This window comes from Mesorhizobium sp. WSM1386 (genome assembly GCF_055901595.1).
On record NZ_CM148373.1, the window covers coordinates 2561713 to 2586934 of the forward strand.

At 62.0% G+C, this 25222-nt stretch carries 22 protein-coding genes and 1 tRNA gene; 12 read left to right on the forward strand and 11 right to left on the reverse strand.

What is annotated here, in order from left to right:
* Positions 1-85: 85 nt before the first annotated feature.
* The gene (locus AC0NIH_RS12540) at positions 86-1948 is read right to left on the reverse strand and encodes an AIPR family protein (protein WP_473461358.1); all 1863 of its coding nucleotides are present in this window, start codon (positions 1946-1948) and stop codon (positions 86-88) included.
* A 104-nt stretch (positions 1949-2052) separates the two neighbouring features.
* Here AC0NIH_RS12540 and AC0NIH_RS12545 point away from each other — a divergent pair, with 104 nt between their 5' ends.
* Positions 2053-2160, forward strand: coding sequence for a MucR family transcriptional regulator (locus AC0NIH_RS12545; protein WP_473461720.1), 108 nt, complete (start codon positions 2053-2055; stop codon positions 2158-2160).
* 372 nt (positions 2161-2532) lie between these two features.
* Here the strand turns inward: AC0NIH_RS12545 and AC0NIH_RS12550 are convergent, their stop codons facing one another.
* The 3 genes from AC0NIH_RS12550 to AC0NIH_RS12560 all read right to left on the reverse strand — a co-directional run bounded on the left by AC0NIH_RS12550 (position 2533) and on the right by AC0NIH_RS12560 (position 5261).
* On the reverse strand, positions 2533-3735 hold the full coding sequence (locus tag AC0NIH_RS12550) for a tyrosine-type recombinase/integrase (protein WP_473461361.1): 1203 nt from the start codon (positions 3733-3735) through the stop codon (positions 2533-2535).
* Positions 3736-3948: 213 nt separating this feature from the next.
* Positions 3949-4024 (reverse strand) — tRNA-Phe (locus AC0NIH_RS12555).
* A 364-nt stretch (positions 4025-4388) separates the two neighbouring features.
* A complete protein-coding gene (locus AC0NIH_RS12560; RefSeq protein ID WP_023766665.1) occupies positions 4389-5261 on the reverse strand; it encodes a helix-turn-helix domain-containing protein in 873 nt (290 codons plus the stop codon).
* 104 nt (positions 5262-5365) lie between these two features.
* Here AC0NIH_RS12560 and AC0NIH_RS12565 point away from each other — a divergent pair, with 104 nt between their 5' ends.
* The 5 genes from AC0NIH_RS12565 (at position 5366) to AC0NIH_RS12585 (ending at position 11688) form a co-directional block, all read left to right on the forward strand.
* Complete coding sequence (locus AC0NIH_RS12565; RefSeq protein ID WP_473461363.1) at positions 5366-6637, forward strand: extracellular solute-binding protein; 1272 nt, start codon at positions 5366-5368, stop codon at positions 6635-6637.
* A gap of 207 nt (positions 6638-6844) precedes the next feature.
* Positions 6845-7705 carry a carbohydrate ABC transporter permease gene (locus AC0NIH_RS12570; RefSeq protein ID WP_473461365.1) on the forward strand — a complete coding sequence of 287 codons (861 nt, stop codon included), beginning with the start codon at positions 6845-6847 and terminating at the stop codon, positions 7703-7705.
* Positions 7702-8538, forward strand: coding sequence for a carbohydrate ABC transporter permease (locus AC0NIH_RS12575; RefSeq protein WP_023776474.1), 837 nt, complete (start codon positions 7702-7704; stop codon positions 8536-8538). Before AC0NIH_RS12570 ends, AC0NIH_RS12575 begins: the two co-directional genes overlap by 4 nt.
* 8 nt (positions 8539-8546) lie before the next feature.
* The gene (locus AC0NIH_RS12580; RefSeq protein WP_473461368.1) at positions 8547-9626 is read left to right on the forward strand and encodes an ABC transporter ATP-binding protein; all 1080 of its coding nucleotides are present in this window, start codon (positions 8547-8549) and stop codon (positions 9624-9626) included.
* Between the two features lie 34 nt (positions 9627-9660).
* Entirely contained in the window at positions 9661-11688 is a 2028-nt protein-coding gene (locus tag AC0NIH_RS12585) for an aldo/keto reductase (RefSeq protein WP_473461370.1), read from the forward strand.
* 27 nt (positions 11689-11715) lie between these two features.
* Here the strand turns inward: AC0NIH_RS12585 and AC0NIH_RS12590 are convergent, their stop codons facing one another.
* Positions 11716-12591, reverse strand: a complete 876-nt coding sequence (locus AC0NIH_RS12590; RefSeq protein WP_473461722.1) for a helix-turn-helix domain-containing protein — start codon at positions 12589-12591, stop codon at positions 11716-11718.
* Between the two features lie 244 nt (positions 12592-12835).
* Between AC0NIH_RS12590 and melA (AC0NIH_RS12595) the strand changes: the two genes are divergently transcribed.
* The 6 genes from melA (AC0NIH_RS12595) (at position 12836) to melA (AC0NIH_RS12620) (ending at position 21814) form a co-directional block, all read left to right on the forward strand.
* The gene (melA, locus tag AC0NIH_RS12595; protein WP_473461373.1) at positions 12836-14302 is read left to right on the forward strand and encodes an alpha-galactosidase; all 1467 of its coding nucleotides are present in this window, start codon (positions 12836-12838) and stop codon (positions 14300-14302) included.
* Positions 14303-14404: 102 nt separating this feature from the next.
* Positions 14405-16486: an ABC transporter substrate-binding protein gene (locus AC0NIH_RS12600; protein WP_473461376.1), complete on the forward strand. Its 2082-nt coding sequence runs from the start codon at positions 14405-14407 to the stop codon at positions 16484-16486.
* A 113-nt stretch (positions 16487-16599) separates the two neighbouring features.
* Complete coding sequence (locus AC0NIH_RS12605; protein WP_473461379.1) at positions 16600-17607, forward strand: ABC transporter permease; 1008 nt, start codon at positions 16600-16602, stop codon at positions 17605-17607.
* Positions 17608-18747 (forward strand): ABC transporter permease, encoded by a 1140-nt coding sequence (locus AC0NIH_RS12610; protein WP_473461382.1) that lies wholly within the window; start codon positions 17608-17610, stop codon positions 18745-18747. It begins immediately after the preceding gene.
* A gap of 10 nt (positions 18748-18757) precedes the next feature.
* Positions 18758-20425: an ABC transporter ATP-binding protein gene (locus AC0NIH_RS12615; protein WP_473461385.1), complete on the forward strand. Its 1668-nt coding sequence runs from the start codon at positions 18758-18760 to the stop codon at positions 20423-20425.
* Positions 20426-20443: 18 nt separating this feature from the next.
* Positions 20444-21814, forward strand: a complete 1371-nt coding sequence (gene melA / locus AC0NIH_RS12620; RefSeq protein ID WP_473461388.1) for an alpha-galactosidase — start codon at positions 20444-20446, stop codon at positions 21812-21814.
* A 25-nt stretch (positions 21815-21839) separates the two neighbouring features.
* Here melA (AC0NIH_RS12620) and yacG read toward each other — a convergent pair whose 3' ends face one another.
* The 6 genes from yacG to hisD form a co-directional block, all read right to left on the reverse strand.
* The gene (gene yacG, locus AC0NIH_RS12625; protein WP_023766678.1) at positions 21840-22037 is read right to left on the reverse strand and encodes a DNA gyrase inhibitor YacG; all 198 of its coding nucleotides are present in this window, start codon (positions 22035-22037) and stop codon (positions 21840-21842) included.
* Positions 22034-22660: a Maf-like protein gene (locus AC0NIH_RS12630; protein ID WP_013893693.1), complete on the reverse strand. Its 627-nt coding sequence runs from the start codon at positions 22658-22660 to the stop codon at positions 22034-22036. Before AC0NIH_RS12630 ends, yacG begins: the two co-directional genes overlap by 4 nt.
* A 23-nt stretch (positions 22661-22683) precedes the next feature.
* On the reverse strand, positions 22684-22902 hold the full coding sequence (infA, locus tag AC0NIH_RS12635; protein ID WP_006200926.1) for a translation initiation factor IF-1: 219 nt from the start codon (positions 22900-22902) through the stop codon (positions 22684-22686).
* Positions 22903-22989: 87 nt separating this feature from the next.
* On the reverse strand, positions 22990-23391 hold the full coding sequence (locus AC0NIH_RS12640) for an arsenate-mycothiol transferase ArsC (RefSeq protein ID WP_474025227.1): 402 nt from the start codon (positions 23389-23391) through the stop codon (positions 22990-22992).
* 41 nt (positions 23392-23432) lie between these two features.
* A complete protein-coding gene (locus AC0NIH_RS12645) occupies positions 23433-23918 on the reverse strand; it encodes a UPF0262 family protein (RefSeq protein ID WP_023766680.1) in 486 nt (161 codons plus the stop codon).
* A gap of 6 nt (positions 23919-23924) precedes the next feature.
* On the reverse strand, positions 23925-25217 hold the full coding sequence (gene hisD / locus AC0NIH_RS12650; RefSeq protein WP_287275384.1) for a histidinol dehydrogenase: 1293 nt from the start codon (positions 25215-25217) through the stop codon (positions 23925-23927).
* Positions 25218-25222: the final 5 nt, after the last annotated feature.

Here is a 25222-nt window from a genome sequence, read left to right on the forward strand (position 1 = left end):
ACGGCGAACGAAAGCCGGCATTCTGCAGCCGATCCGTTTATCGCCGTTCGCAGTGCTACGGTCGTTGCCCGAAACTTGTCATTCGTTATGTTTCGCCAACCGCAGAGCCGGGGCCGTTTTCACCCGCAGTGCCGGTTGCCAAGCCTATCGCTTCGTGAACGAGTTCGAGCGAGTTGATGTAGTTTTTGATATCCGTAGGAAAGCGTGAGCTCTTTTTCCACTTCGAAGTCTCGAAGTTTTCTCTTTGTTTGCCGCTTTTCTTGTCCAAACGCGATTTGTGAAAACCCGGTATGTTATCCTTGGCCCAATTTTCGAAATCTCTATAAAGCCCGCGCGCTTCTTCGATGACGCGCGGAAGCCAATCGGTGACGCCGTCGCGCTGCCTCCTGAGCCTCAACTGCCGTACGAAAACAACGAAGATAAGATCGTTGACGATCGTGTCTGCCGCAGCATGCGGTGGGCGCACTCCTGATATCTCGCTGTAGATTTCATAAAGCTCTTCGAAGATGCTGATCACGCTGTCGTCCGCAAGCTTTGGCAAGATGCCTCCGGTGTTTCTCATCATCTTGCGCTCCACCCCCAAGGCGTAGCGGCCACAGGCGATATTCATGACGCGCGTAAATAAGGCCCGCTCAATTATATCGTCTCGAGCTACAAATTTATATCGCAGCGCGTCAGCATATTCGCCGCGCTTCGGCTCATAGAGAAGCCCAGTCTTCTTGAACACCATCTCGGCGATTTCACGGTTTTGGTCATTGCTGGCCGTGCGGTCGATCGATGAGACCGCAGTCTGCGAGTTGGTCGCCGAGGATATGCTCAGGATCAATTCTTTTTTTGCCTCCTCGCCTATTTGAGGAAGCGTTATCACTCGAAGCACAACCTCTTTCCCAAAGAACAGGCGTTGCCTGTCGATATCATTGCTCTCGTCGTAGATACGCGCGAGAGTAAATGCGGTTTGCCCGCCATTGATGATCTGAGGATTTACGATTTCGACCTGAGCCGTATTTTTCGACCCCACTCGTTCGCTGAAAAAAGTTTCATCGGAAACGATCGTGATGCCATTGTTGAGAATCGCGAACTCGCCCGTATCGATGTTGACGATGCTCCCACGGATGCCTTCGTTAGTGCGTTGTTCCTTGAATTCCAGATAGGAGCGGGGATTGTAGCGAAGGATCGAATTCTTGAATCGGGACATGATCTGCGCGATCTCGAGCGTGGGCACAAGAACGACCGTCACCTGGCTCGGCCCATGTGCCGTGTTGATCTCCGCACTAAGTCGGGAGCTGCGTGACTTGTTGCTGAGGTCGATTTGAAGGCGCAGGCTGGACGTGTAGTGCTGTTCGCCCCTGATTGTCGGCAACACCAATTCTCCATAGCAGCGTTCGAAGTTCACGATATTGGTCTGGTCTCCATGAAACAGACGCTCGACCAAGGGGTATTGCTCGGCCTTTACATTCGCAAGAATTGTAACCTCGGTTTTGTAGCGGGCGATGTCTGGAATCTTCTGCAACTTCTCGACGAAAGCATGAATGTGCCCGTTATATTTTTGGCCATGGGCATCCTTGAGATTCCCCGCAAGGATTCTGTCCAGATCTACTGCCATGACTTCCTCAGGCGTGATGTTCTTCGATTCGAAATTTGTTGACCCCACCCTGAACTTGGACTGGATCACGTCGAGGACCTTGTGTTCCGTGTCTATGAAGTAGCCGTCGATACCGCCGTCATTGCTGCCATCGGTTATTGTTTTCTCGCGTTGCTCGAAATCCAAAACACCGTAAGTGGCGGCTAAATAAAGATGAATAAATGCCCTAGCCCTCGCTTGGTTCTGCCGTTCTTCGGTACTCGTGTCGAAGTATGACCGACGCTGCCGAAACCCCTGACCTTCCCGGACATACTCGTCGAGTATCCGCGTCAGAATAGCGTACTTCTTTTCCTGGCCCGACCTCATACTCACACCCCGCCCACCGCCGGCACTGGATTGCGGCTGACATGTTCACTGACGATGTCCGCGGTTAGTTCCATGAGTATGTCGTCCATAGGTCCCGCTCGTTTATAGCTCGCTCGCATGACACGGCGAAAGCCAAGAATAGAAGTGTTACCTGCCTTGAAGACGGCAGTAAATTCAAGTCGCTGCAACGACACCTGATGAGCCACGCTTGACAGAAAGTTCTGACTGGTACCCAACAAGCGATGCAATCTCAGCCAGCCGCAACTCAGTTCCCTCGAGTTCCTGCCATTGGGGTTACCGCTGCATAGTCCGCGCGAAGGAGGCCGACTGAGAGGCCTCCGTCAGCAACCGCAGTCCCATAGCGATCGCCCGGCTGCGTCCGCTTCCAGGTCGGGGCAATACTGACCTTAAGGGCCGCAATGAGGCGCAAAGATCACCTTCACTTCCCGCCATCCATGGGCCGAGTTCGGTCAGAATACTGCTTCACTTGGAAGGCAGTGGTGATATGTCCCGAAAGCGGGATGGATCACCCTCTCGCAGTCACTGGGTTCGCCAGACCATAGGTGGCCCAGTTTTAACGGTCTTCAACCGCCGGTAATTTTCAACCGCGCGTTTTTGCTCTCGAGTTCATCAAGATAATCGGCCCACCATTGCATCATCTTGACGCGCTCTTCCCAGTGCTCTGCCCGGGCGTAGGCGCGACGAACGTCGTTGTTCTCAACATGGGCCAGCTGCCGCTCTATGGCGTCCGGATGCCACTTTCCGCATTCGTTTAGCAGAGTTGATGCCGTTGCCCGAAAACCGTGCGCGGTAGCTTCTTCCTTGCCGTAGCCCATACGGCGCAGGGCGGCGTTGAGCGTGTTGTCGGAAATCGGACGCGAACCGGATCGAACACTAGGAAACAAAAGCGATCCACCACCAGAGATTTCTCTAAGTGAGGTCAGGACGCTGACGGCCTGCCTGGAAAGAGGTACGCGGTGCGGCCGTCGCATCTTCATGCGTCCTTCAGGGATGCTCCACACGGATCTCTCGAAATCGAACTCGTCCCATCCGGCCGCGCGCAGCTCGCCGGGGCGGGGAAACAGCAGAGCCATCAGCTTAAGGGCGGCTCGGCTTGTAGGCTGTCCGTCAAATGCATTGATCGCCCTCAGCAAGCCTCCCAAGGCCCTAGGCTCGGTAACGGCGGCACGCGGCGTGACCGTCGGACCGACAAGTGCGCCCCTCAGGGCGATCGTCGGATCTACATCGGCGCGTGCGGTTGCGATTGCATATCGAAACACGCTGCCGATGGTGGAGCGCAATCGCCTGGCCGACTCATATCGACCGCGAACCTCCACGCTGCGGAGAGCGGCAAGAATTGTGGCCGGATCAATCTCCCGAACGCTTTTGTCCCCAAACGTTGGATGGGCAAAGTCTAGCAACCATTTGACTTTAGTGATGGTCCGGTCGGCACGACCCTCCTTCTTCAGCTTGTCGACGTAGTCCTCTGCGATTGAGCGAAAGGTGTCCTCTGCCGAGCCCTTTTGAGACTTGCGGTCCTGTGCCGGGTCGATGCCACGTAGGAGGAGACGTTTGGCGGTATCGCGCGCCTCGCGTGCCTCAGCGAGAGAGATGAGGGGATAGCTGCCCAACGCCAGAAGCTTCTGCTTGCCGCCAAAACGATAGGCGAGGCGCCATAGGCGAGATCCGGTAGGCTGAACCCAAAGCTGCAGCCCGCCACCGTCAGACAATTTCACGAGCTTGGAAGCGGGGCGGGCATTTCGGCATTTTACATCGGAAAGCGCCATTTTCGGGAGCTCCATTTTGGCTGCATCGATACCATCAGGATCTCCAATACCATCGAAAATACCAGCCCTCCGCCTCGTTGGACCAGCTACGCCGAAATCCCTCAAAACACGACCAACCGCGCCTTGGGTGTGAAAACCACCAAGGATTTCAGATAGTTGCGGAGACAAAAGCGTAGATGCTTCGGCGAAAGAGACTGTCGCGAGAAGGGGGGATGGTGCCCAGAGGCGGATTCGAACCACCGACACGCGGATTTTCAGTCCGCTGCTCTACCAACTGAGCTATCTGGGCCTGTTCCGGCAACCGAAATTGCGTTGACCGGATTTCACGAAGGCGCCGTGAGGCGCCCTTTGAAAGCGCGTGGGTTATAGCACGGGAATTCGGCCTGTCCAGCGCCTAGGTTGCGATTTCAGACAGGAAAAGACGTGCAGTGTGGTGGGTCCCTTTCCATGCTGCTTTCATCCCCGGAATGGCGCGCGGCCTGTACTGTTTCGGGCCTCGGCATCCTTGCCCGAGCCCGCGATTGCCCTTTGCCGGCAGCCCGACCTGCCTTTTAGCCGACAATTGAGATGCGGCGAGATGCGGTGAGATGCGGCGATGGGTGAGATGCCGAAATGTGCTCGCATCCCTTGCGAGGCCCCAACCGGCCTGCGGGCTATCTGGCGCTGGCTAGGCCCTTGCGAAAATCGGAGGGCGTCATGCCGGCCAGCTTGCGGAACGATTTGTTGAAGGCGCTGAGCGAACCGAAGCCCGAATCCATGGCAACGCGGAGCACATTGGCGTCCTGATGCATCAACAGCGCCTGTGCGTAGCTCAACCGCAGAAGGTTGACATATTCGTTCAACGTCATGCCGGTCGATTTCTTGAACAGGCTCATGGCGTATTTGGGATGGATGTCGGCCGCCCCGGCAATGTTCACGCAATCGATGTCGTAGAGGAAGTTTTCGGCGATGAAATCGCACATGCGCCCGACATTGCGCGACGATTGCTGGTCGAAGGGACTGCCCGTCTCGTGCCCGGCTGCGGTTTCGGGCACCAGCCGGTAAGGCTCGAACCGCACCCGCTCCAGCCGCAGCAGAAGTTCGTTGACGGCGTGCTCGGCCTTAGCCGGGTCGCCCGAGCGGGCATAGCGGTTCCAGCGGGCGAAGTTGTCGTTGTCGGATTGATCGGTGGCGCCGGTCACCAGCGTGGCGCCCGTCATCAGCCGATGGCGAATGTCCGCCGGCAGGTGCAACCGGAAGAAATGCACCAGCGGCAGATGCGCGCCGGCATAGACGGCGTCGTCGCTCAAATCGTCCATCTGGTGCGGCAGGCCGCCCCAGAACAGGCACATCTCACCGGCCGAAAGCGAGATTTCGTGCTCGTTCATGCGGTAGTGCACGCTGCCACGCACGATGAAATTCACCTCGACCTGGGCATGCCAGTGCGGCTTGAGCATCACCAGGGGAGTGGTGTGAAACATCTGCAACAGCAGCGGCAGGCCTTCCACGCTGCTGGCGCCAGGCTGGTAAAACGGCCGTTCCGGCATCTTACTTTCCGCCAATTCCTTATTCCCTTTGTCCGGGACAAGCCTTCCGCGCTGCATAGTCTAGCCAGGCTCGCAGAGAGAGCAAATGAAATGGGAGGATTTCAATGCGCATCACACTGTCCTGCGCCGCGCTTGCGCTTGCCCTGGGCTCAGCCCCGGCCATGGCGCAATCAGGCGAAATCACCATCTGGAGTTGGAACGTCGCCGCTTCGTCACTGAAGGCGACGGTCGCCGGCTTCAACAAGCTGCATCCTGACATCAAGGTCACGGTCCAGGATCTCGGCAACCAGCCGACCTATGACAAGTCGATCGCCGGCTGTGCCGCAGGCGGTGTCGGCCTGCCCGACATCGTCACCATAGAGAACGGCGAGGCCGAGAATTACTGGAGCCAGTTCCCCGACTGCTTCGTCGACCTGCACACGCTGGGCTACAGCGCCGAAGACCAGAAGAAATTCCCCGATTTCAAGCGCACGGAGCTGGAAGTCGGCGACAAGGCCTATGCGATGCCGTGGGATTCCGGCCCGGTCGCCGCCTTCTATCGCAGGGACTTCTACGAAAAGGCCGGTGTCGATCCGGCGTCGATCAAGACCTGGGACGATTTCATCGCCGCCGGCAAGAAGATCCAGGCCGCCAATCCGGGCGTCTCGATGACCAATGCCGATTTCAACGGCGACACCGAATTCTTCCGTATGATCTCCAACGAGCAAGGCTGCTCCTATTTCGCCGAGGACGGCCAGTCGATCACGGTCAACCAGCCGAAATGTGTCGATACGCTGGCCAAGATCAAGGACATGAAGGATGCCGGCATCATGTCCTCGGCCGACTGGGGCACCAAGATCACCAACAACACCGCCGGCACGGTCGCCACCCAGGTCTATGGCGGCTGGTATGAAGGCACCATCCGTACCGAATCGGCGGGCGAAAACGGTAAATGGGGCGTCTATCTGATGCCGAGCCTGACCTCCGACGGCCCGCGCGCCGCAAATCTCGGCGGCTCTTCGCTGGCCATCACCTCGGTGTCGAAGAACAAGGAGGCGGCTTACGAATACCTTAAATACACGCTCGGAACCAATGAGGGCCAGATCACGATGCTGAAGGAATTCGGTCTCGTCCCATCGCTGGTGTCGGCGCTGAATGATCCCTACGTCTCGGAAGGCCTGCCCTATTGGGGTGGCCAGGCTGTGTGGAAGGATATCCTCGGCACGTTGCCTAAGGTAGTCCCCAGCCGTGGCACGCAGTTCCAGAGCGACGCCGAAATCATCATGCGCGCGGTGCAGACCAAGTATCTCGCCGGCGGCTATGCCGACGCCAAGGCAGCGCTCGACGATGCCGCCAGCCAGATCGCCGCGGCGACCGGACTGCCGGTCAAGGAGTGAGCGCCGCTTTCCCTTCTCCCCTTGTGGGAGAAGGTGGATCGGCGCGATAGCGCCGAGACGGATGAGGGGTGCCCCAGCGGAGTGAGACGTTGGCGTTTCCTGGAACACCCCTCATCCGTCGCCTTCGACGACACCTTCTCCCACAAGGGGAGAAGGGAAGACCCAGACGATGGCCTAAAACAACAATCGGGTAGAAGGAGGACGATGATGCGCAACCGTAACGCCACGGCCTATCGTTTCCTCGCTCCCTATCTCCTGATCTTCTCCGTCTTCTGGCTGTGGCCGATCATCTCCTCGTTCATGATCTCGTTCCAGGCGACGCGCACGGTGCCCTGGCGCTTTGCCCCCGGCTTCAACTGGGGCCGGCTGATCGGCGATCCGGCCTTCTTCAACGCGCTGAAGAACACGCTGCTCATCCTCGTCATCCAGGTGCCGGTGATGATCACGCTGGCCATGGTGATGGCTGTGCTTTTGAATTCGCCGCTGTTGAAGGCGAGGGGGCTTTATCGCTTCGCTTTCTTCGCTCCGGTCGTGGTCGGCGAGGTCGCCTATTCGGCGGTTTTCCGGCTGATGTTCAGCCTCGATTTCGGCATCGCCAACAAGCTCCTGAACAGCGTCGGGCTGCCCAAGATCGACTGGTTCTCCAACGTCACGCCGGCGATGGCTTTGATCATGATCGCGGTCACCTGGCGTTGGGCCGGCTACAACGCCATCATCCTTTTGGCCGGCATGCAGTCCATTCCCGAGGATGTCTACGAGGCGGCGACGCTTGATCGCGTCAGCAAGCTCAAGCAATTCTTCCACATAACCTTGCCGCTGTTGAAGCCGGTCATCGTGTTCTGCACGGTGCTGTCGATCATCGGCACCATGCAGTTGTTCACCGAGCCGTTCCTGATCACCGAGCGCGGCGGACCGGGCGGCGGCACCGAGACGCTCGGCCTGCTGCTCTACCGCCAGGGCTTCCGCTCGCTCAATTTCGGCTACGCCTCGGCCGTCGCCTATACAATGGCGGGGCTGGCGATCGCCATCACGCTGGTGCAACTGTGGCTGACGAGGGAAAAGCAATGAGCTCGCTCTCCTCGGCCCGCCTGAGACGCAGCCTCTTGCTGCATCTCTTCCTGACGCCGCTGGCGCTGATCTGGCTGTTTCCGTTGTGGATGATGGTGGTGTTCTCGACCATGCCCGACAACGGCATATTCAGCCCGGGCATCGAGTTGCTGCCGCACGGCAATTTCGTCGACAATTTCAACAATCTGCAACGCGACACCAACTTCGTCGGCGCCATCGGCATCTCCGTCTCGGTGGCGGTGACCTACACCTTCCTGTCGGTGCTCTTGACCTCGATGGCCGGCTGGGCACTGGCGCGCTACCAGTTCTTCGGCAAGGGCGTGGTCGTCGCCATCATCCTCGGCACCATCACGCTGCCCTACGCGGTGGTGCTGATCCCGCAATTCATCATGGTGGCGCGCGACTTCCAACTCGCCAACACCTGGGTGGCGCTGATCGTGCCGCCGCTGTTCAATTCGCTGGGCGTCTTGTTCATGCGGCAGAGCTTCTCGATGATGCCGGACGACCTTTTTGACGCCGCGCGCGTCGAAGGTGTGAAGGAGTGGCGCATCTTCCTGTTCGTCGCGCTGCCGCTGGCGCGGCCGATGTTGGCCGCACTTGCCATCATCCTGTTTCTCGCGTCCTGGAATAATTATCTCTGGCCGCTTTTGATCAACAGCCAGCCGGGCTCGATGACCGCACCCGTGGCGCTCGGCACGCTGATCGGCCTCACCAAGGTATCGTGGGGCGGCATCATGGCCGGCGCTGTAATGCTGACCGTGCCGATGCTTGTCGTCTTCGTGCTGCTGCAGCGCCATTTCATCGCCGGCATCGCCGCTGGCGCGATCAAGTAAGGGCCAGCATGGCAACCGTTACGCTCAACAATGTCGTCAAGCGCTTCGGCACCTTCGAGGTCGTCCACGGCGCCAACATCGACATCAAGCACGGCGAGTTCGTCGTCTTCGTCGGCCCCTCCGGCTGCGGCAAGTCCACGCTGCTCAGGATGATCGCCGGGCTTGAGGACATCAGTGATGGCGAGATCGCCATCGGCGGCAAGGTGGTCAACGACGTCGAGCCGGCCGACCGCGGCATCGCCATGGTCTTCCAGTCCTATGCGCTCTATCCGCATATGAGCGTCGAGCAGAACCTCTCGTTCGGATTGCGCATGACCGGCAATCCGAAGGCCGACACGGAGCGGCGGGTGAAGCGGGCGGCCGAGATCCTGCGCATCAGCGAACTGATGGACCGGCGCCCGAAAAAGCTCTCCGGCGGCCAGCGCCAGCGCGTCGCCATCGGCCGCGCCATCGTGCGCGAGCCGCAGGTGTTCCTGTTCGACGAGCCGCTCTCCAATCTTGACGCCGAACTGCGCGTGCAGATGCGGGTCGAGATATCGCGCCTGCACAAGGAACTCGGCGCCACCATGGTCTATGTCACGCACGACCAGACCGAGGCGATGACGCTGGCTGACCGGATCGTCGTGCTGCGCGCCGGCCATATCGAGCAGATCGGCAGGCCGCTCGAACTCTACGACGATCCCGACAATTTGTTCGTGGCGGGGTTTGTCGGCTCGCCGAAGATGAACTTCATCAAGGGCCGCATCGTCGGGCGCGATGCGCGCGGTGTCGTGGTCGAGCTGGCGGGCCAGGAGAAAACCCGCATCACCCAGCCGCTGACCGGCACCGCGCCGGAGGCCGGGACGAAGGTCATTGTCGGCGTGCGGCCCGAAAATTTCGGCGTCGCCGGAGAAGGCGACACCGATCTCGTCGTCGCCATCGACGTGATCGAACACCTTGGCGGCACGAGCTTTCTTTATGCCCGCACTGCGCACGGCGAAGATGTGGTGATCCAGCGCGACGCGGCCAAGGTTCCCGACACGTCCGAAGTCACCGTTTCCATCCGCAAATCCTACCTGTTCGACGAAAAGGGGCTGCGGCTGCGCTGACTGGCCGCCCCTCCAGCCTTCAAGGAGAATGACAATGACTGCAACCACGCCCATTCGCTGGGGCATTCTCGGTCCGGGCGGCATCGCCCAGGCTTTTGCCGGCGGCGTGGCCGCTTCGCACACCGGAAAACTGGTCGCCATCGGCGCGCGCAATCCCGCCAAGCCGGGCCTTGCGGAGAGTTTCCCCGGTGCCCGCATCCTCGACGGCTATGAGGCCTTGCTCGACGATCCGCAGGTCGATGCCGTCTACATCGCGGTACCGCATCCCGGCCATGCGCAATGGGCGATCCGGGCGGCGGAAGCGGGCAAGCATGTGCTGTGCGAAAAGCCGTTGGCGCTGACCGCCTTCGAGGCCGACGCCATGATCCACGCCGCGCGCAAGGCTGGCACTTTTCTCGGCGAAGCCTTCATGTACCGGCTGCATCCGCAGACGCTGAAGCTGGTGGAATTGATCAAGTCCGGCGTCATCGGCGAGATCAGGATGATCAAGTCGAGCTTCGGCTTCGCCATGCCGGGCTTCATGCCGCAGCACCGGCTTTATGCCAATGAGCTCGCCGGCGGCGGCATCTTGGACGTCGGCGGCTATCCCGTCTCGATGGTCCGGCTGATTGCCGGGGCGGCGGCTGGAAAACCGTTCATCGAGCCCGACAAGGTGGTGGGCACCGCCCATCTCGGCCAGTCCGGCGTCGATGAGTGGGCTTCGGCGCTGCTGCATTTCCCTGATGGCATCGTCGCCGAGGTCTCCTGCAGCATCTCGCTCAACCAAGACAATGTCCTGCGCATCCTCGGTACCAAGGGCCGCATCGAAGTGCCGGACTTCTGGTTCGCCGGCGGCAACCGCGATGTTGGCCTCGGCCACGTCGACGTGATCGGCGCCGACGGGTCGCGAGAGACGATCAGCGTCAACGAAAAACGCCATGTCTATTCCTTCGAGGTCGACGGCGCTGGCGAGGCGATCCGCGCCGGGCGGCAGGAATTCGCCTGGCCGGGGATGGGCTGGGCCGACAGTCTCGGCACCTTGCGCGTGCTCGACAGATGGCGCGCCGCCGTCGGGCTGGAGTATGAGATCGAAAAAGCCCCGCTGCGCACCAGCACCATTGCCGGCCGGCCCTTGCGCCCCGGCGGCACCGCGATCGCCAAGCGCGCCATTCCGGGCTTGGCGAAACCAGCGTCAATAGTGGCGCTCGGCTTCGAGGATTTCCGCACCTTCTCCTCGGGCTCGATCCTGCTCGACGCTTTCTTCGAAGTCGGCGGCAATCTGTTCGACACCGGCTATGTCTATGGCGGCGGCTACACCGAGACGCTGCTCGGCCAATGGTTGAAGAACCGTGGCGTGCGCGAGCAGTCGGTGATCATCGCCAAGGGCGCGCATTCGCCGCTCTGCTATCCCGACGTGATCGGCAAGCAGCTCGCCCAGTCGCTCGATCGGCTGCAGACGGATCATGTCGACATCTATTTCATGCACCGCGACAACCCTGATGTGCCGGTCGGCGAGTTCGTCGATGCGATGGACCGCGAGGTCAAGGCCGGCCGCATCCGCGGTCCGTTCGGCGGCTCGAACTGGACGATGCAGCGCATGGACGAGGCCATCGCCTATGCGCAGCGTACCGGCAAACAGAAGCCCGGCGCGCTGTCCAACAACTTCTCGCTGGCCGAAATGCTGGAGCCGATCTGGGCGGGATGCATCACTTCCTCCACCGATGACTGGAAGGCCTGGCTGACAGCGCGGCAGATGCCGAATTTCGCCTGGTCGAGCCAGGGCCGCGGCTTCTTCACCGACCGCGCCGGGCGCGACCTGCGCGACAATGAGGAACTGGTGCGGGTCTGGTATTCGGAGCGGAATTTTGGTCGCCGCGACCGGGCGATCGAACTCGCCGCACGACTGGGCAAGAGCCCGATTCACATCGCGCTGGCCTATGTGCTCAACCAGCCTTTCCCGTCCATTCCGTTGATCGGGCCGCGCACTCTTGGCGAGCTGGACGACAGCCTGCGCGCTCTCGACATCAAGCTTTCGCCGGCCGATCTCGAATGGTTGGACAGTGGCAGGCTGCACGCCGCCTGACACGCATGGAACAAGGACAAAGCGGCGTCAGGTCTCGTCATCGGACACCCTGATGCGGCCCCGGGGCGGCGTCCGCAAGCTGGCATACATGCCGGTGGTGCGGAATTGGCTTGGCGTGGTTCCGTAGAGCCGGCGGAACACCTTTGAAAAATAGTTCGCGTCCTCGATGCCGCACAGGATGGCGACTTCCTTCACCGGCAGGAAGTCGGCCTTGGTCAAAAGCTTCGCCGCGCGCTGCAGGCGTTGCTGCAGCACGAATTCGGCTGGCGGCAGGCCTTCGCTCTCGGCAAAGCAGCGCGAGAAATGGGCCCGGCTGAGGCCGCTGATCTGGACCAGCTCCGCCACTGGCAGCGATTTGTCGAGGTTGGCGTTGATGTGATCGATGACCGGCTGCATGGCGCTCTGTTTCTCGGCAAAGGCGTGTGAGCCGAAGACATCGTCATAGAGCGCCATCGCAGCCTCGTAGGCGATCGCCGAAGCAGCGCCCGGTGAAGCGGCGCCCTTGACGAGCCGCAAACTGCAATCGGCAAGATGATCTATCGTCGCCGGCTGCAGCCGGAACACCGGACCGGAAACGTTGAGGATCGACTTGTGGATGCGCAGCGCCTCCTCGCCGTTCATCGAGATCCAGAAATATTCCCAGCGCTCGTCCCTGGCCAGCCAGTAGCGGTGGTTGTGCGGCACCAGCACCAGCAATGTGTCGTTCCGCTGCAGGCGATAGTTGCGGTTCTCGTAGCGCAGCCGGCCGGTTCCGCTGATCGTGTGCTGGAGCACGGTGAATGGCGTCTGGCCGCGTTTGCGCCCATCCCAATCGTAGATTTCGTCTTCGCGCACTTCATAGCCCGTGCTTGTCGGCATGGCATGCAGGCGCTGGCGGCCGCGCGGCAGCGAGATCGTGCGCATCGACTGTCCGTTGGCGATCAAATCCTGCAGCACAAAATTACCCCTGAAAGCATAATCCTTCTCTGGTCGCGCTCGCGAATAAGCGCATAATCCCGCCTCGAAGAACGCGAAAGACCCGCGGTCGAGGAGCGGGCGGGAGGAGAAAAGCCGGATTCCGGCCTGAATGGCAGGCACGCCTTGGCGTGTGGCTATATCCTCCCTTGTTGCTCCTTGCCTAGCATTCGATTGGATCGAGGTGAAGGTGATGAGTTTCAAAATCGCTATTATCGGCGCCGGCAGCGTCGGATTCACCAAGAAACTGTTCACCGACATCCTCTGTGTGCCCGAATTCAAGGACATCGAATTCGCGTTGACCGATCTCAGCGAGCACAATCTGCAGATGATCAAGGCGATCCTCGACAGGATCGTCGAGGCGAACGGATTGCCGACCAGGGTGACGGCAACCACCGACCGCCGCAAGGCGCTCGAAGGCGCGCGCTATATCATCAGCTGCGTTCGGGTCGGCGGCCTGGAAGCCTATGCCGACGACATCCGCATTCCCTTGAAATACGGCATCGACCAGTGTGTCGGCGACACGATCTGCGCCGGCGGCATTCTCTACGGCCAACGCAACATTCCGGTGATCCTCGACTTCTGCAAGGACATCCGCGAGGTCGCCGACACCAACGCCAAGTTCCTCAACTACGCCAACCCGATGGCCATGAACACCTGGGCGGCGATCGAATACGGCAAGGTCGACACGGTCGGGCTCTGCCACGGCGTCCAACACGGTGCCGAGCAGATCGGCGAGGTGCTGGGTGCGAAGTCGCCTCGGGAGCTCGACTATGTCTGCTCCGGCATCAACCATCAGACCTGGTTCATCGATCTGCGCCTGAATGGCCGCAAGATCGGCAAGGATGAACTGGTTGCCGCCTTCGAGGCGCATCCGGTCTACTCGCAGCAGGAGAAGCTGCGCATCGACGTGCTGAAGCGCTTTGGCGTCTATTCGACCGAAAGCAACGGCCATCTGTCCGAATACCTGCCCTGGTATCGGAAGCGCCCGGACGAGATCATGCGCTGGATCGACATGTCGGACTGGATCCATGGCGAGACCGGCGGCTACCTGCGCTACTCGACCGAGACCCGCAACTGGTTCGAGACGGAGTATCCGCAGTTCCTTGAAGCGGCGTCGAAGCCGATCGACGTGGCCAAGCGCTCCAACGAGCATGCCAGCCACATATTGGAGGCGCTGGAGACCAACCGCGTCTATCGCGGCCATTTCAACGTCAAGAACAACGGCGTGATCACCAATTTGCCGCAGGACGCCATCATCGAGTCGCCCGGCTTCGTCGACCGTTTCGGCATCAACATGGCCGCCGGCATCACGCTGCCGGAGGCCTGCGCGGCGACCTGCATGTCTTCGATCAACGTCCAGCGCATGTCGGTCCATGCCGCGATATCGGGCGATATCGATCTCCTGAAGCTCGCCGTGCTGCATGATCCGCTGGTTGGCGCGGTGTCGACCCCGGAGGAGGTCTGGCAGATGGTCGACGAAATGGTCGTCGCCCAGGCCGCCTGGTTGCCGCAATACGCGCATGCAGTTCCGGCCGCCAAGGAGCGGTTGTCGAAATCCGTGGTCAAGACCCGCGAATGGGCCGGTGCTGCGCGGCGCAACGTGCGCTCGATCGACGAGTTGCGCGCCGAAAAGGCCGCGCTGAAGCAGACCGGCTGAACCCGGGAGCGGCCGCGGATCCACGGGAGGCAGGTCCGCCGCAGTCAGCCGCCAATGCAGAAGACCAGCAGCAGAAAAAGTCTGAACACGAGGGAGGAGATAATGAGGAACCTACGCAGCATTGGCATTGTCGCCGGACTGGCGCTGAGCGTCTCCGTTCCGGCGCTCAACGCCTTCGCTTCCGAACCGACGGTCCCGCCGACGCCGGCGACGTTTCCGGCCGAAGGCAAGATCAAGTATGTGGCGCGCGACTCCATCTTGGAGTTCAAGGCGCTGCCGGAATATCACGAGCCGGACTGGGTGACGGAAAAATACGTCAAGCCCGGCAAGCTGCCGCCGGTGAAGGACAGGCTGCCGAAGGAGCCGCTGGTCTTCAAGACGGCCAACATGCCCGATGGCGTCGGCGTCTATGGCGATACGATGCGCCATGTGATCGGCGGGCGGCCGGAAGGCTGGAACTATGGCGCCGGCCAGACGCAAGGCTGGGGCGGCATCGACATCGGCCTCTCCGAATGCCTGACGCGCACCGCGCCGCTGTTCCAGGTCGAGGCCAAGGACACCGAGCCGCTGCCGAACCTGGCCAAAAGCTGGGAGTGGTCGAAGGACGGCCATAAGCTGACCATGCATCTGGTCGAGGGCGCCAAATGGTCCGATGGCGTTGCCTTCAACGCCGACGACGTCATGTTCTACTGGGACGACGAGGTCATCGACCCGAACGTCTCTCCGTTGAATGGTGCGACACAGGAAACCTTCGGCGTCGGCACGACGCTGAAAAAGATCGACGATCATACCGTCGAGTGGACCTTCAAGGACGCCTTCCCGAAACAGTACCTCTACGCCATGGCCTACGGCACTTTCTGCCCCGGTCCCGCGCACATATTGAAGCCGCAGCATCCCAAATATTCGAAGAACACCTACGACCAGTTCAAGAACGCCTTCCCACCGGAATATATGAACATGCCGGTGATGGGCGCCTGGGTGCCGGTCGAATACCGGCCGGACGACATCATCGTCATGCGCCGCAACCCCTACTATTGGAAGGTCGACGAAAAGGGCAACCAGCTGCCCTATCTCAACGAACTGCAGTACAAGCTGTCGACCTGGGCCGACCGCGATGTCCAGGCGGTGGCTGGCTCTGGCGACTTTTCAAACCTCGAGCAGCCGGAAAACTTCGTCGCCTCGCTGAAGCGCGCTGCGGAAGCGAACGCGCCGGCACGTCTGGCCTTCGGCCCGCGCCTCATCGGCTACAATCTGCGCCTGAACTTTTCCGCCAATGGCTGGGGCAACCCGGACGAGCGCGGTCAGGCCATCCGCGAGCTGAACCGCAACGAGGATTTCCGCAAGGCCGTCACCATGGCGCTCGACCGCAAGGCGCTTGGCGACTCCCTGGTCAAAGGGCCGTTCACCGCCATCTATCCCGGCGGCTTCTCGTCTGGCACCAGCTTCTATGACCGCAAGTCGACCGTCTATTATCCCTTCGACCTCGAGGGCGCCAAGGCCGAACTCGCCAAGGCCGGCCTCAAGGACACGGATGGCGACGGTTTCGTGAACTTCCCGGCCGGCACCGCCGGCGGCAAGAACGTCGAGATCGTGATGCTGGTCAACAACGATTACGGCACTGACAAGAGCCTCGCCGAAGGCATCGTCGCCCAGATGGAGAAGCTCGGGCTTCGGGTTGTGCTGAACGGCCTCAACGGCACCCAGCGCGACGCCTCGCAATATTCCGGCCGCTTCGACTGGCTGATCCGGCGTAACGACCAGGAACTGACCTCGGTCGTGCAGAACACCGAACAGCTCGCGCCGGTCGGTCCCAAGACCAGCTGGGATCACCGCGCGCCGGAAAGCGGCCAGGTCGACCTGATGCCTTTCGAAAAGGACCTCGTCGACATCGTCAACAAGTTCGTCTCCTCGTCGGACAATGACGAGCGCGCCAGCCTGATGAAGGAGTTCCAGAAGATATCGACGGAACACGTCTACAATATCGGCCTGACGGAGTATCCCGGGGCGCTGATCGTCAACAAGCGCTTCTCCAATATCCCGCAGGGTACACCGATCTTCATGTTCAACTGGGCCGAGGATTCGATCGTCCGTGAACGTGTCTTCGTCACCGCCGACAAGCAGGCGAAATATGAACTCTTCCCTGAGGAGCTCCCCGGCAAGCCCGGCGACAAGGGCCCGATGTAGGTTTACCTCCCCTGACTGAGAGAGACCCGGCCGCGCTGATGGCGCGGCCGGGAAAAACCAACCTCCGAACGCCCCAAGCGGCGCGTCCGGCAAGATGAGGAAGCGGACCGTCCATGCTGCGATTCTTGGCAATGCGCATAGCGTCGGCGATACCGGTCCTCGCCATCTTGAGTCTCGTCACCTTTGCCATCATCCAGGCGCCGCCGGGCGATTATGCCGACTACATCCGCTCGCAGCTGATCAACCAGGGTGGCGCCTCCTTCGCCCAAGCCGACGCTCAGGCCCACGCATATCGTATCGAACATGGCCTCGATAAGCCGTTGCCCGTCCAGTATCTCAACTGGATCGGCGGCATCGTCACCCGCGGCGATTTCGGCTACAGCCTCTACTACAACAAGCCGGTTGCCGACGTCGTCGGCGAGCGGCTGCCGCGCACTCTCATCCTGGCGCTGGTCTGCCATCTCCTCGCTTCGGTGCTGGGCATCACCTTCGGCATATGGGCGGCGACCCGGCAATACACCTGGATCGACTCGACGCTGTCGGCCATCTCCTTCCTCGGCATGACGGTGCCGCGCTTCCTGATGGCGCTGATCATCGTCTATCTGCTGGTCTTCCAGTTCAACGTGTCGGAGATAGGCTCGTTCTTCTCGCCGCAATATGGCGGCGCGCCATGGTCGTGGGGCAAGTTCGCCGACCTCGTCAAGCATGTCTGGCCCGTGGTCGCGATCGCCACCTTCGGTGGCCTCGCCTACAACATGCGCGTCATGCGCGGCAATCTGCTGGATACGCTCAACGCCCAATATGTCGAGACGGCGAGAGCCAAGGGCCTGACCGGCAGCGCCGTCGTCATGCGCCATGCCGTGCCCAACGCACTGCATCCGCTCGTCATGTATCAGGGCGTGGTGCTGCCCTACATGCTCACCGGCGAGATCGAGACGGCGATCATCTTCGCGCTGCCGACCGTCGGCCCGGCGATCGTCGGCTCGATGGCGGTCGGCGACGTCTACGTCACCGCGACCTTCATGATGGTGCTGTCGGCGACGCTGATCGTCGGCAACATCATCGCTGACATGCTGCTCGTCCTGCTCGATCCGCGCGTGCGCCAGTTCGGGGAGGGCTAGATGCTGGCGCGCGATCCGTCACCCCCACCGCTGCCGGCCGAAGCGCCCATCATAGCAATACCGGCGCGCGGCAACGAGAGCTACATCGCGCTTGTCTGGCGCCGGCTGAAGCGCTCCTGGACCGGCATGGCCGGGCTCTGGCTCGTCGTGCTGCTGCTGGTGATGGCGGTGTTCGCCGAGTTCGTGGCGCCGATGGATCCGAAGGCGACCGATGTCGGCTTCGCGCCGCCGCAAGTGCCTTCCTTCCACGACAGGGACGGCAATCTCGTCATGCGGCCGAGGGTCTATGCACTTGCCGATTCGGCGGATCTCGATCCGGTCACCTTCCAGCCCATCGTCGGCCCCGACTACGACCACCCGAGGCTGCTCGGCTTCTTCGTCGAGGGCGCGCCCTACAGGCTCTTCGGGCTCATTCCGGCCAACCGGCATTTCTTCGCCTCGATGGACGGCCTGCCGGTGCATTTCCTCGGCACCGACAAGTTTGGCCGCGATGTCCTGTCGCGCGCCATCCACGGCTCGCGCGTCTCGCTGATGATCGCGCTGACGGTGGTCTTCATCATCACCGTTATCGGCACCACGGTCGGCATGGTCTCCGGCTATTTCGGCGGCCGGTTCGATGTCTGGATGCAGCGCTTCGTCGAACTGGTGCTCGCCTTTCCGCAATTGCCGCTCTATCTGGCGCTGACGACGTTGATCCCGGTCACCGCGCCCACCAATGTCTTCCTCGCCTTCGTCATCATCGTCATGTCGGCCTTGGGTTGGGCGCAGATGTCGCGCGAGGTGCGCGGCAAGACGCTGGCGCTGGCGCGGATCGAATATGTGCGCGCCGCCATGGCGGTTGGCGCCACCGACCGGCGCATCATCATGCAGCACATCTTCCCCAATGTGATGAGCCACGTGATCGTTGCCGTGACGCTGGCGATCCCGACGGTGGTGCTCTTGGAATCCTTCCTCGGGTTCCTCGGCTTCGCGGTCAAGCCGCCGCTGATCTCGTGGGGGTTGATGCTGCAGGACACCGCGACCTATTCCGTCATAGGCACCTATCCCTGGATCCTGTCGCCGGTCGGTTTCGTACTCGTCACCGTCTTTGCCTTCAACGCGCTGGGCGATGGCCTCCGCGACGCCGTCGACCCCTATTGAGGTGGCAGGAATGACCGTCGCGCTCGCCGAAACCTTCGCACCTGCCGTCCGCCACGACCATGACGGGCGCCAGGGCGAGCCCATCATCGACGCCCGCAACATCGAGGTCGCCTTCAAGGTCGAGCACGGTGTCGTCGAGGCGGTCAAGGACGTCTCGTTCCAGCTCTATCGCGGCGAGACGATCGCCATCGTCGGCGAATCCGGCTCCGGCAAGTCGGTGACGGCGCGTACCGTCATGGGGCTGCTGTCGCGGCGCGCCACCGTGTCGCCAAGATCGAGCGTCTGTTACGAGGGCCAGAACATCCTGAAATTCGCCGAGCGAGACCGGCGCAAGCTGCGCGGCAACCGCATCTCGATGATCTTCCAGGAGCCGATGAGTTCGCTCAATCCCATCTACACGGTCGGCAGCCAGATCGTCGAGGCGATCAGGGTGCACCGCAAGGTGGGCCGCAGGCAAGCCTGGGCGCGGGCGCTCGAGCTGCTGCGGCATGTGCAGATCCCCGAGCCGGAAGCGCGGCTCAAGCAATACCCGCACCAGCTCTCCGGCGGGCAGCGGCAGCGTGTGATGATCGCCATGGCGCTCGCCAACAATCCAGACGTGCTGGTCGCCGACGAGCCGACGACGGCGCTCGACGTCACGGTCCAGGCGCAGATCCTCAACCTGATCCGCAATTTGCAGAAAGAGCTGCGCATGGCGGTGATCCTGATCACCCATGACCTCACGGTGGTGCGCAAATTTTCCGACTACGTCTATGTCATGCAGCATGGCGAAATGTGCGAGCACAACGTCACGGAACGGCTGTTCGCCGATCCGCAGCATCCCTACACCAGGCGGCTGCTGGCTTCCGAGCCGCGCGGACGGCCGCAACCGCTGCCGGAGGGCAGTGGCACCATCCTCGAGGCGAATGGCGTGCGCGTCTGCTTCATGCTGCGCCACGGCACCTTCCTGAAACCGGACTGGCGCGAACTGGTCGCCGTCGACGACCTCGGCCTCAAACTTTGCCGCCACGAGACGTTGGGGCTGGTCGGCGAATCCGGTTCCGGCAAGACCACCTTCGGCCAGGCCTTGCTGAGATTGATCGACGCCAAGCGCGGCGAAATCCGTTTCGACGGCCAGCCGATCCAGGGCCTGTCCCGCAACGAAATGCGGCCGCTGCGTTCGCGCATGCAGATCGTCTTCCAGGATCCCTTTTCCTCGCTCAATCCGCGCATGACGATCGGCCAGATCATCGAGGAAGGGCTGATCGTCAACAGCATCGGCGCGACGCGGCGCGAGCGGGTCGAGCGGGTGCGCGAGGCGCTGGTCAGCGCCGGCATGCCCGGCGATATCCTGTCGCGCTTTCCCCACGAATTTTCCGGCGGCCAGCGCCAGCGTATCGCCATTGCCCGTGCCATTGCGCTCGAACCCGAATTCATTTTGCTCGACGAGCCGACCTCGGCGCTCGACCTCTCCGTCCAGGCCCAGATCATCGACCTCTTGCGCAAGCTGCAGGACGAGCGCGGCCTGAGCTACCTCTTCATTTCGCACGACCTGAAGGTGGTGCGGGCGCTCTGCCACCGCGTCATCGTCATGCAGCACGGCAAGATCGTCGAGCAGGGACCTGTCGACGAGGTCCTCTCCAATCCCAAGACCGCCTACACCGAACGGCTCGTCAGGGCCGCTTTCGACGTGGCCTGAACATAGCCGGAGGTTAGCGTGGCAGAAAATCCCAGGATCACATTCATCGGCGCCGGCTCGACGGTGTTCATGAAGAACATCGTCGGCGACGTGCTGCAGCGCCCGTCGCTGTCGGGCGCGACGATCGCTCTGATGGACATCAATCCGCAGCGGCTGGAGGAGAGCGCCGTCGTCGTCAACAAGCTGATCGCGACGCTCGGCGTCAAGGCGAAGGCCGAGACCTACTCCGACCAGCGCAAGGCACTCGCCGGCGCCGACTTCGTCGTCGTCGCCTTTCAGATCGGCGGCTACGAGCCCTGCACCGTCACCGACTTCGAAGTGCCGAAGAAATACGGCCTGCGCCAGACGATCGCCGACACGCTCGGCGTCGGCGGCATCATGCGCGGCCTGCGGACCGTTCCGCATCTGTGGAAGATCTGCGAGGACATGCTCGCCGTCTGCCCCGAAGCGATCATGCTGCAATACGTCAACCCGATGGCGATCAACACCTGGGCAATATCGGAGAAATACCCTGATATCAAACAGGTCGGCCTCTGCCATTCGGTGCAGGGCACGGCGATGGAATTGGCACACGATCTCGACCTTCCCTACGAGGAAATCCGCTATCGCTCGGCCGGCATCAACCACATGGCCTTCTACCTGAAGTTCGAGCATCGGCAGGCGGACGGCTCCTATCGCAACCTCTATCCCGATCTCGTTCGCGCCTATCGCGAGGGCCGCGCGCCCAAGCCCGGCTGGAACCCGCGCTGTCCCAACAAGGTGCGCTACGAGATGCTGACCAGGCTGGGTTTCTTCGTCACCGAGAGTTCGGAGCATTTCGCTGAATACACGCCCTATTTCATAAAGGACGGTCGCCCCGATTTGATCGAGAAATACGGCATTCCGCTCGATGAATACCCCAAGCGCTGCATCGAACAGATCGAGCACTGGAAGGACCAGGCGCAGGCCTATCGCTCGGCCGACCGTATCGAGGTGGAGCCGTCCCGGGAATACGCCTCCTCGATCATGAATTCGGTCTGGACCGGCGAACCCTCGGTGATCTACGGCAATGTCCGCAACAATGGCTGCATCACCTCGCTGCCCCGCGATTGCGCCGCCGAAGTACCGTGCCTTGTCGATGCCTCCGGCATCCAGCCGACCTACATCGGCGACCTGCCGCCGCAACTGACGGCACTGATCCGCACAAACATCAACGTCCAGGAACTGACGGTGCGGGCGCTGATGAGCGAGAACCGCGAGCATATTTATCATGCAGCGATGATGGACCCGCACACATCGGCCGAACTCGATCTCGACCAGATCTGGTCATTGGTCGATGATCTCCTGGCCGCTCACGGCGACTGGCTGCCGGCCTGGGCGCGCGTGAAGCGCAAGACGGAAGCGGCCTGATCAGAGCATGTCGCCGATGGCCGCTTTATTTCGGCTCGTCGGCGTCCGGCTCTTCCTCGTCGTCACGGGCCTTGATGACATAGGCGCCCTTCAGCCAGCGGTTGAGGTCGATGTCCTTGCAGCGCGTCGAGCAGAATGGGTAGGTCTCGCGCGCCGAGGGCTTGCCACATTCGGGGCAGGGGCGCTTGGGGCGCAGCGGGGTCACTTTGTCGTCGGGGCTCATAGCCGTGGGGACAACCAGTTTTGATGGATCTTGAAGCCCTCGCCCGACAGCAGCGCCACCGTCTCGTAGAGCGGCAAGCCGACGATGTTGGTGTACGAGCCGACCAACTTCACGACGAAGGCGCCGGCGAGACCCTGGACGGCGTAGCCGCCTGCCTTGCCACGCCACTCGCCGGACGCGACATAGGCGTCGATTTCCTCGCGCGGCAGCCGCTTGAAGCGAACCCGCGTCTCGACCAGCCGCTGGCGCAACTTGCCGCCCGGCGTGATCAGGCAGATGCCTGAATAGACCCGGTGCGAACGGCCCGACAGCAGGCCGAGGCAGTTGGCGGCATCATCGAGCGTCTCGGCCTTGGGCAGGATGCGCCGCCCGACCGCGACCACCGTGTCGGCAGCCAGCACGAAGCTTGGCGCATGGTCCGTCTCGGTCTTCAGCGACGCGAACGCCTTCTCGGCCTTTTCCTTCGACAGCCGCTTGGCCAGCGAACGCGGATGCTCGGCACGCAGCGGCGTCTCGTCGATATCGGCTGGCAGGATGCGGTCCGGCTCGATGCCGGCCTGCTGCAGGAGTTCGATACGGCGCGGCGAACCCGAGGCAAGCACCAGCTTCTGCAAAATGCTCATCGCGTTCCGGCCGAGCCCTGATCTTACTTGAAGCGGTAGGTGATGCGGCCCTTGGTCAGGTCGTATGGCGTCATCTCGACCAGAACCTTGTCGCCGGTCAGCACGCGGATGCGGTTCTTGCGCATGCGGCCGGCCGTATGGGCGATGATCTCGTGTTCGTTTTCGAGTTTCACCCGGAACATCGCGTTGGGCAACAATTCCGTCACGACACCCGGAAACTCGAGGACTTCTTCCTTCGGCATTCGATACCTTTGCTTGGATGGCAATTCCAGCGCCCCGGCTGGAATTTCGGCGGAACCTATATGATAATCGTTCGCTTGTGAACACGCTTAATCCGGATGGTCTGGAGCGATGAACCTGCCGCCGATCCGGGCTTTCAGCCGCTCGCGCACGTCGCGATAGCTGGCCATGATCTGCTCGCGCGTGCCGCCGGCACCCGTCGGGTCCGGTGTCGGCCAGTATTCGACCTCGACGGCAAGCGAGCGGGTGAGCTCCAGCGCGGCATGGTGCGCCTCCGGCGCCAGCGTCACGATGAGGTCGAAATAGTCATCCTCGAGCTCGTCCAGCGTCCGTGGATGGCGCTCGCCCAGCGTGAGACCGTCCTCGGCCAGCACGGCATCGACGAATGGGTCCCGCTCGCCGGCGCGCACACCGGCCGAAGCCACGAAGGTGGTGGCGGGCAGCATCCGGCGTGCCAGCTGCTCTGCCATCGGCGAGCGCACGGCATTCATGCCGCACAGGAACAGGATCGAGCGGGGCAGGATAGCCAGGATTAGCCCCGCCAGTGCAGCACGCAGACCAGCGTGAACAGCCGGCGCGCCGTATCGAAATCGATGTCGATCTTGCCCGAAAGCCGGTCCATCAGCGTCTGCGAGCCTTCATTGTGCAAACCCCGGCGGCCCATGTCGATCGCCTCGATATGACTCGGCGTCGAGGAGCGGATGGCGTCGTAGTAGCTTTCGCAGATCATGTAGTAATCCTTGACGATGCGCCGCAGAGGCGTCAGCGACAGGATGTGGGTGACGACCGCGCTGCCGTCCTCGCGCGCCACGGCGAACACCAGGCGCTGCTCGGCCAGCGACAGTTTCAGCCGGTAGGGACCGGCGCCGCTGTCATTGACGGGCTGAAAACTGTTCTCCTCGATCAGGTCGAAGATCGCCACCGCCCGCTCATGCTCGACATCGGGCGTCGAACGGCCGATCGATTCATCGAGTTCGACATCGATCAGTTTTGCGCGGGTTTGATCGGAGCCCGTCATATCGGCCTACATATTCAGCCGGATGGTGACGGAGCGGCCATGCGCGTCGAGCCCTTCCGCCTTTGCCAGCGCGACCGCCGCGGGCGCCAGCAGGCGCAACTGTTCCGGTCCGAGCTTGAGGATCGAGGTGCGCTTGACGAAGTCGAGGACCGACAGGCCCGACGAGAAGCGCGCCGAGCGCGCCGTCGGCAGCACATGGTTGGAGCCGCCGACATAGTCGCCAATGGCTTCCGGCGTATGACGGCCGAGAAAAACCGCGCCGGCATTGCGCATCCGCGACAGGAAGCCCTCGGCGTCATCTATTGCCAGTTCGACATGCTCGGCGGCGATGCGGTCGACCAGCGGCAATGCCGCGTCGATCGTTGGCACCAGGATCACCGCGCCGAAATCGCGCCAGCTCGCCGACGCCGTCTCGGTTCGCGGCAGGCTCTGCAACTGGCGCTCGACCGCCTGTTCGACCGCCTTGCCGAAAGCCGGCTCGTCGGTGATCAGGATCGATTGCGCCGACGCGTCGTGCTCGGCCTGGGCGAGCAGGTCGGCGGCGATCCAGTCCGGATCGTTGCTGCCGTCGGCCACGACGAGCACTTCCGAGGGGCCGGCGATCATGTCGATGCCGACCGTGCCGAACACCTGGCGCTTGGCCGCCGCGACATAGGCATTGCCGGGCCCGACGATCTTTGCGACCGGCTTTATGGTCTCGGTGCCATAGGCAAGTGCCGCTATCGCCTGCGCGCCTCCGACGCGGTAGATCTCGGACACGCCTGAGATGTCGGCCGCCACCAGCACCAGCGGATTGATGATGCCGCCCGGCGCCGGCACGACCATGACGATGCGCTCGACGCCGGCCACCCGGGCGGGCACGGCGTTCATCAGCACCGAGCTTGGGTAGCTTGCGGTGCCGCCCGGCACGTAGAGCCCGACCGCCTCGATCGCCGTCCAGCGCCAGCCGAGTTCGACCCCGGCGGCATCCGTGTAGCGATCATCCTTGGGCCGCTGCCGCTCATGGTGGGATCGGATACGGTCGCGCGCGAATTCAAGCGCTTCGACCGCCTTCGGGTCGGCCGTTTCGTAGGCGGCCGCAATGTCTTCCTTCGACACCGCAATGCCGAGGCTGGTCAAATCGGCACGGTCGAACCTTTGTGTGTAGTCGATCAGCGCCGCATCGCCGTCGGCACGCACGCACGCGATGATCTGCCGCACGGCGGCGTCGACGTCCTCGGAGACTTCCCGCTTGGTCAACAGGAAAGCGGCGAAACGCTGCTCGAAATCGGCATCGGACTGACGAAGCGTGATGGCCATCGGAT

Bases quoted from the DNA above. Each gene is read 5' to 3' on its own strand.
- yacG (WP_023766678.1), bottom strand. From the start codon at position 22,037: ATGAGCCCCGACGACAAAGTGACCCCGCTGCGCCCCAAGCGCCCCTGC.
- AC0NIH_RS12600 (WP_473461376.1), top strand. From the start codon at position 14,405: ATGAGGAACCTACGCAGCATTGGCATTGTCGCCGGACTGGCGCTGAGC.
- AC0NIH_RS12630 (WP_013893693.1), bottom strand. From the start codon at position 22,660: ATGAGCATTTTGCAGAAGCTGGTGCTTGCCTCGGGTTCGCCGCGCCGT.
- AC0NIH_RS12565 (WP_473461363.1), top strand. From the start codon at position 5,366: ATGCGCATCACACTGTCCTGCGCCGCGCTTGCGCTTGCCCTGGGCTCA.
- AC0NIH_RS12540 (WP_473461358.1), bottom strand. From the start codon at position 1,948: ATGAGGTCGGGCCAGGAAAAGAAGTACGCTATTCTGACGCGGATACTC.
- AC0NIH_RS12640 (WP_474025227.1), bottom strand. From the start codon at position 23,391: ATGAATGCCGTGCGCTCGCCGATGGCAGAGCAGCTGGCACGCCGGATG.
- AC0NIH_RS12590 (WP_473461722.1), bottom strand. From the start codon at position 12,591: ATGCGCACGATCTCGCTGCCGCGCGGCCGCCAGCGCCTGCATGCCATG.
- hisD (WP_287275384.1), bottom strand. From the start codon at position 25,217: ATGGCCATCACGCTTCGTCAGTCCGATGCCGATTTCGAGCAGCGTTTC.
- AC0NIH_RS12560 (WP_023766665.1), bottom strand. From the start codon at position 5,261: ATGCCGGAACGGCCGTTTTACCAGCCTGGCGCCAGCAGCGTGGAAGGC.
- AC0NIH_RS12615 (WP_473461385.1), top strand. From the start codon at position 18,758: ATGACCGTCGCGCTCGCCGAAACCTTCGCACCTGCCGTCCGCCACGAC.
- AC0NIH_RS12610 (WP_473461382.1), top strand. From the start codon at position 17,608: ATGCTGGCGCGCGATCCGTCACCCCCACCGCTGCCGGCCGAAGCGCCC.
- AC0NIH_RS12645 (WP_023766680.1), bottom strand. From the start codon at position 23,918: ATGACGGGCTCCGATCAAACCCGCGCAAAACTGATCGATGTCGAACTC.
- AC0NIH_RS12550 (WP_473461361.1), bottom strand. From the start codon at position 3,735: ATGGCGCTTTCCGATGTAAAATGCCGAAATGCCCGCCCCGCTTCCAAG.
- infA (WP_006200926.1), bottom strand. From the start codon at position 22,902: ATGCCGAAGGAAGAAGTCCTCGAGTTTCCGGGTGTCGTGACGGAATTG.
- AC0NIH_RS12585 (WP_473461370.1), top strand. From the start codon at position 9,661: ATGACTGCAACCACGCCCATTCGCTGGGGCATTCTCGGTCCGGGCGGC.
- AC0NIH_RS12570 (WP_473461365.1), top strand. From the start codon at position 6,845: ATGCGCAACCGTAACGCCACGGCCTATCGTTTCCTCGCTCCCTATCTC.
- AC0NIH_RS12605 (WP_473461379.1), top strand. From the start codon at position 16,600: ATGCTGCGATTCTTGGCAATGCGCATAGCGTCGGCGATACCGGTCCTC.
- AC0NIH_RS12580 (WP_473461368.1), top strand. From the start codon at position 8,547: ATGGCAACCGTTACGCTCAACAATGTCGTCAAGCGCTTCGGCACCTTC.
- AC0NIH_RS12575 (WP_023776474.1), top strand. From the start codon at position 7,702: ATGAGCTCGCTCTCCTCGGCCCGCCTGAGACGCAGCCTCTTGCTGCAT.
- melA (WP_473461373.1), top strand. From the start codon at position 12,836: ATGAGTTTCAAAATCGCTATTATCGGCGCCGGCAGCGTCGGATTCACC.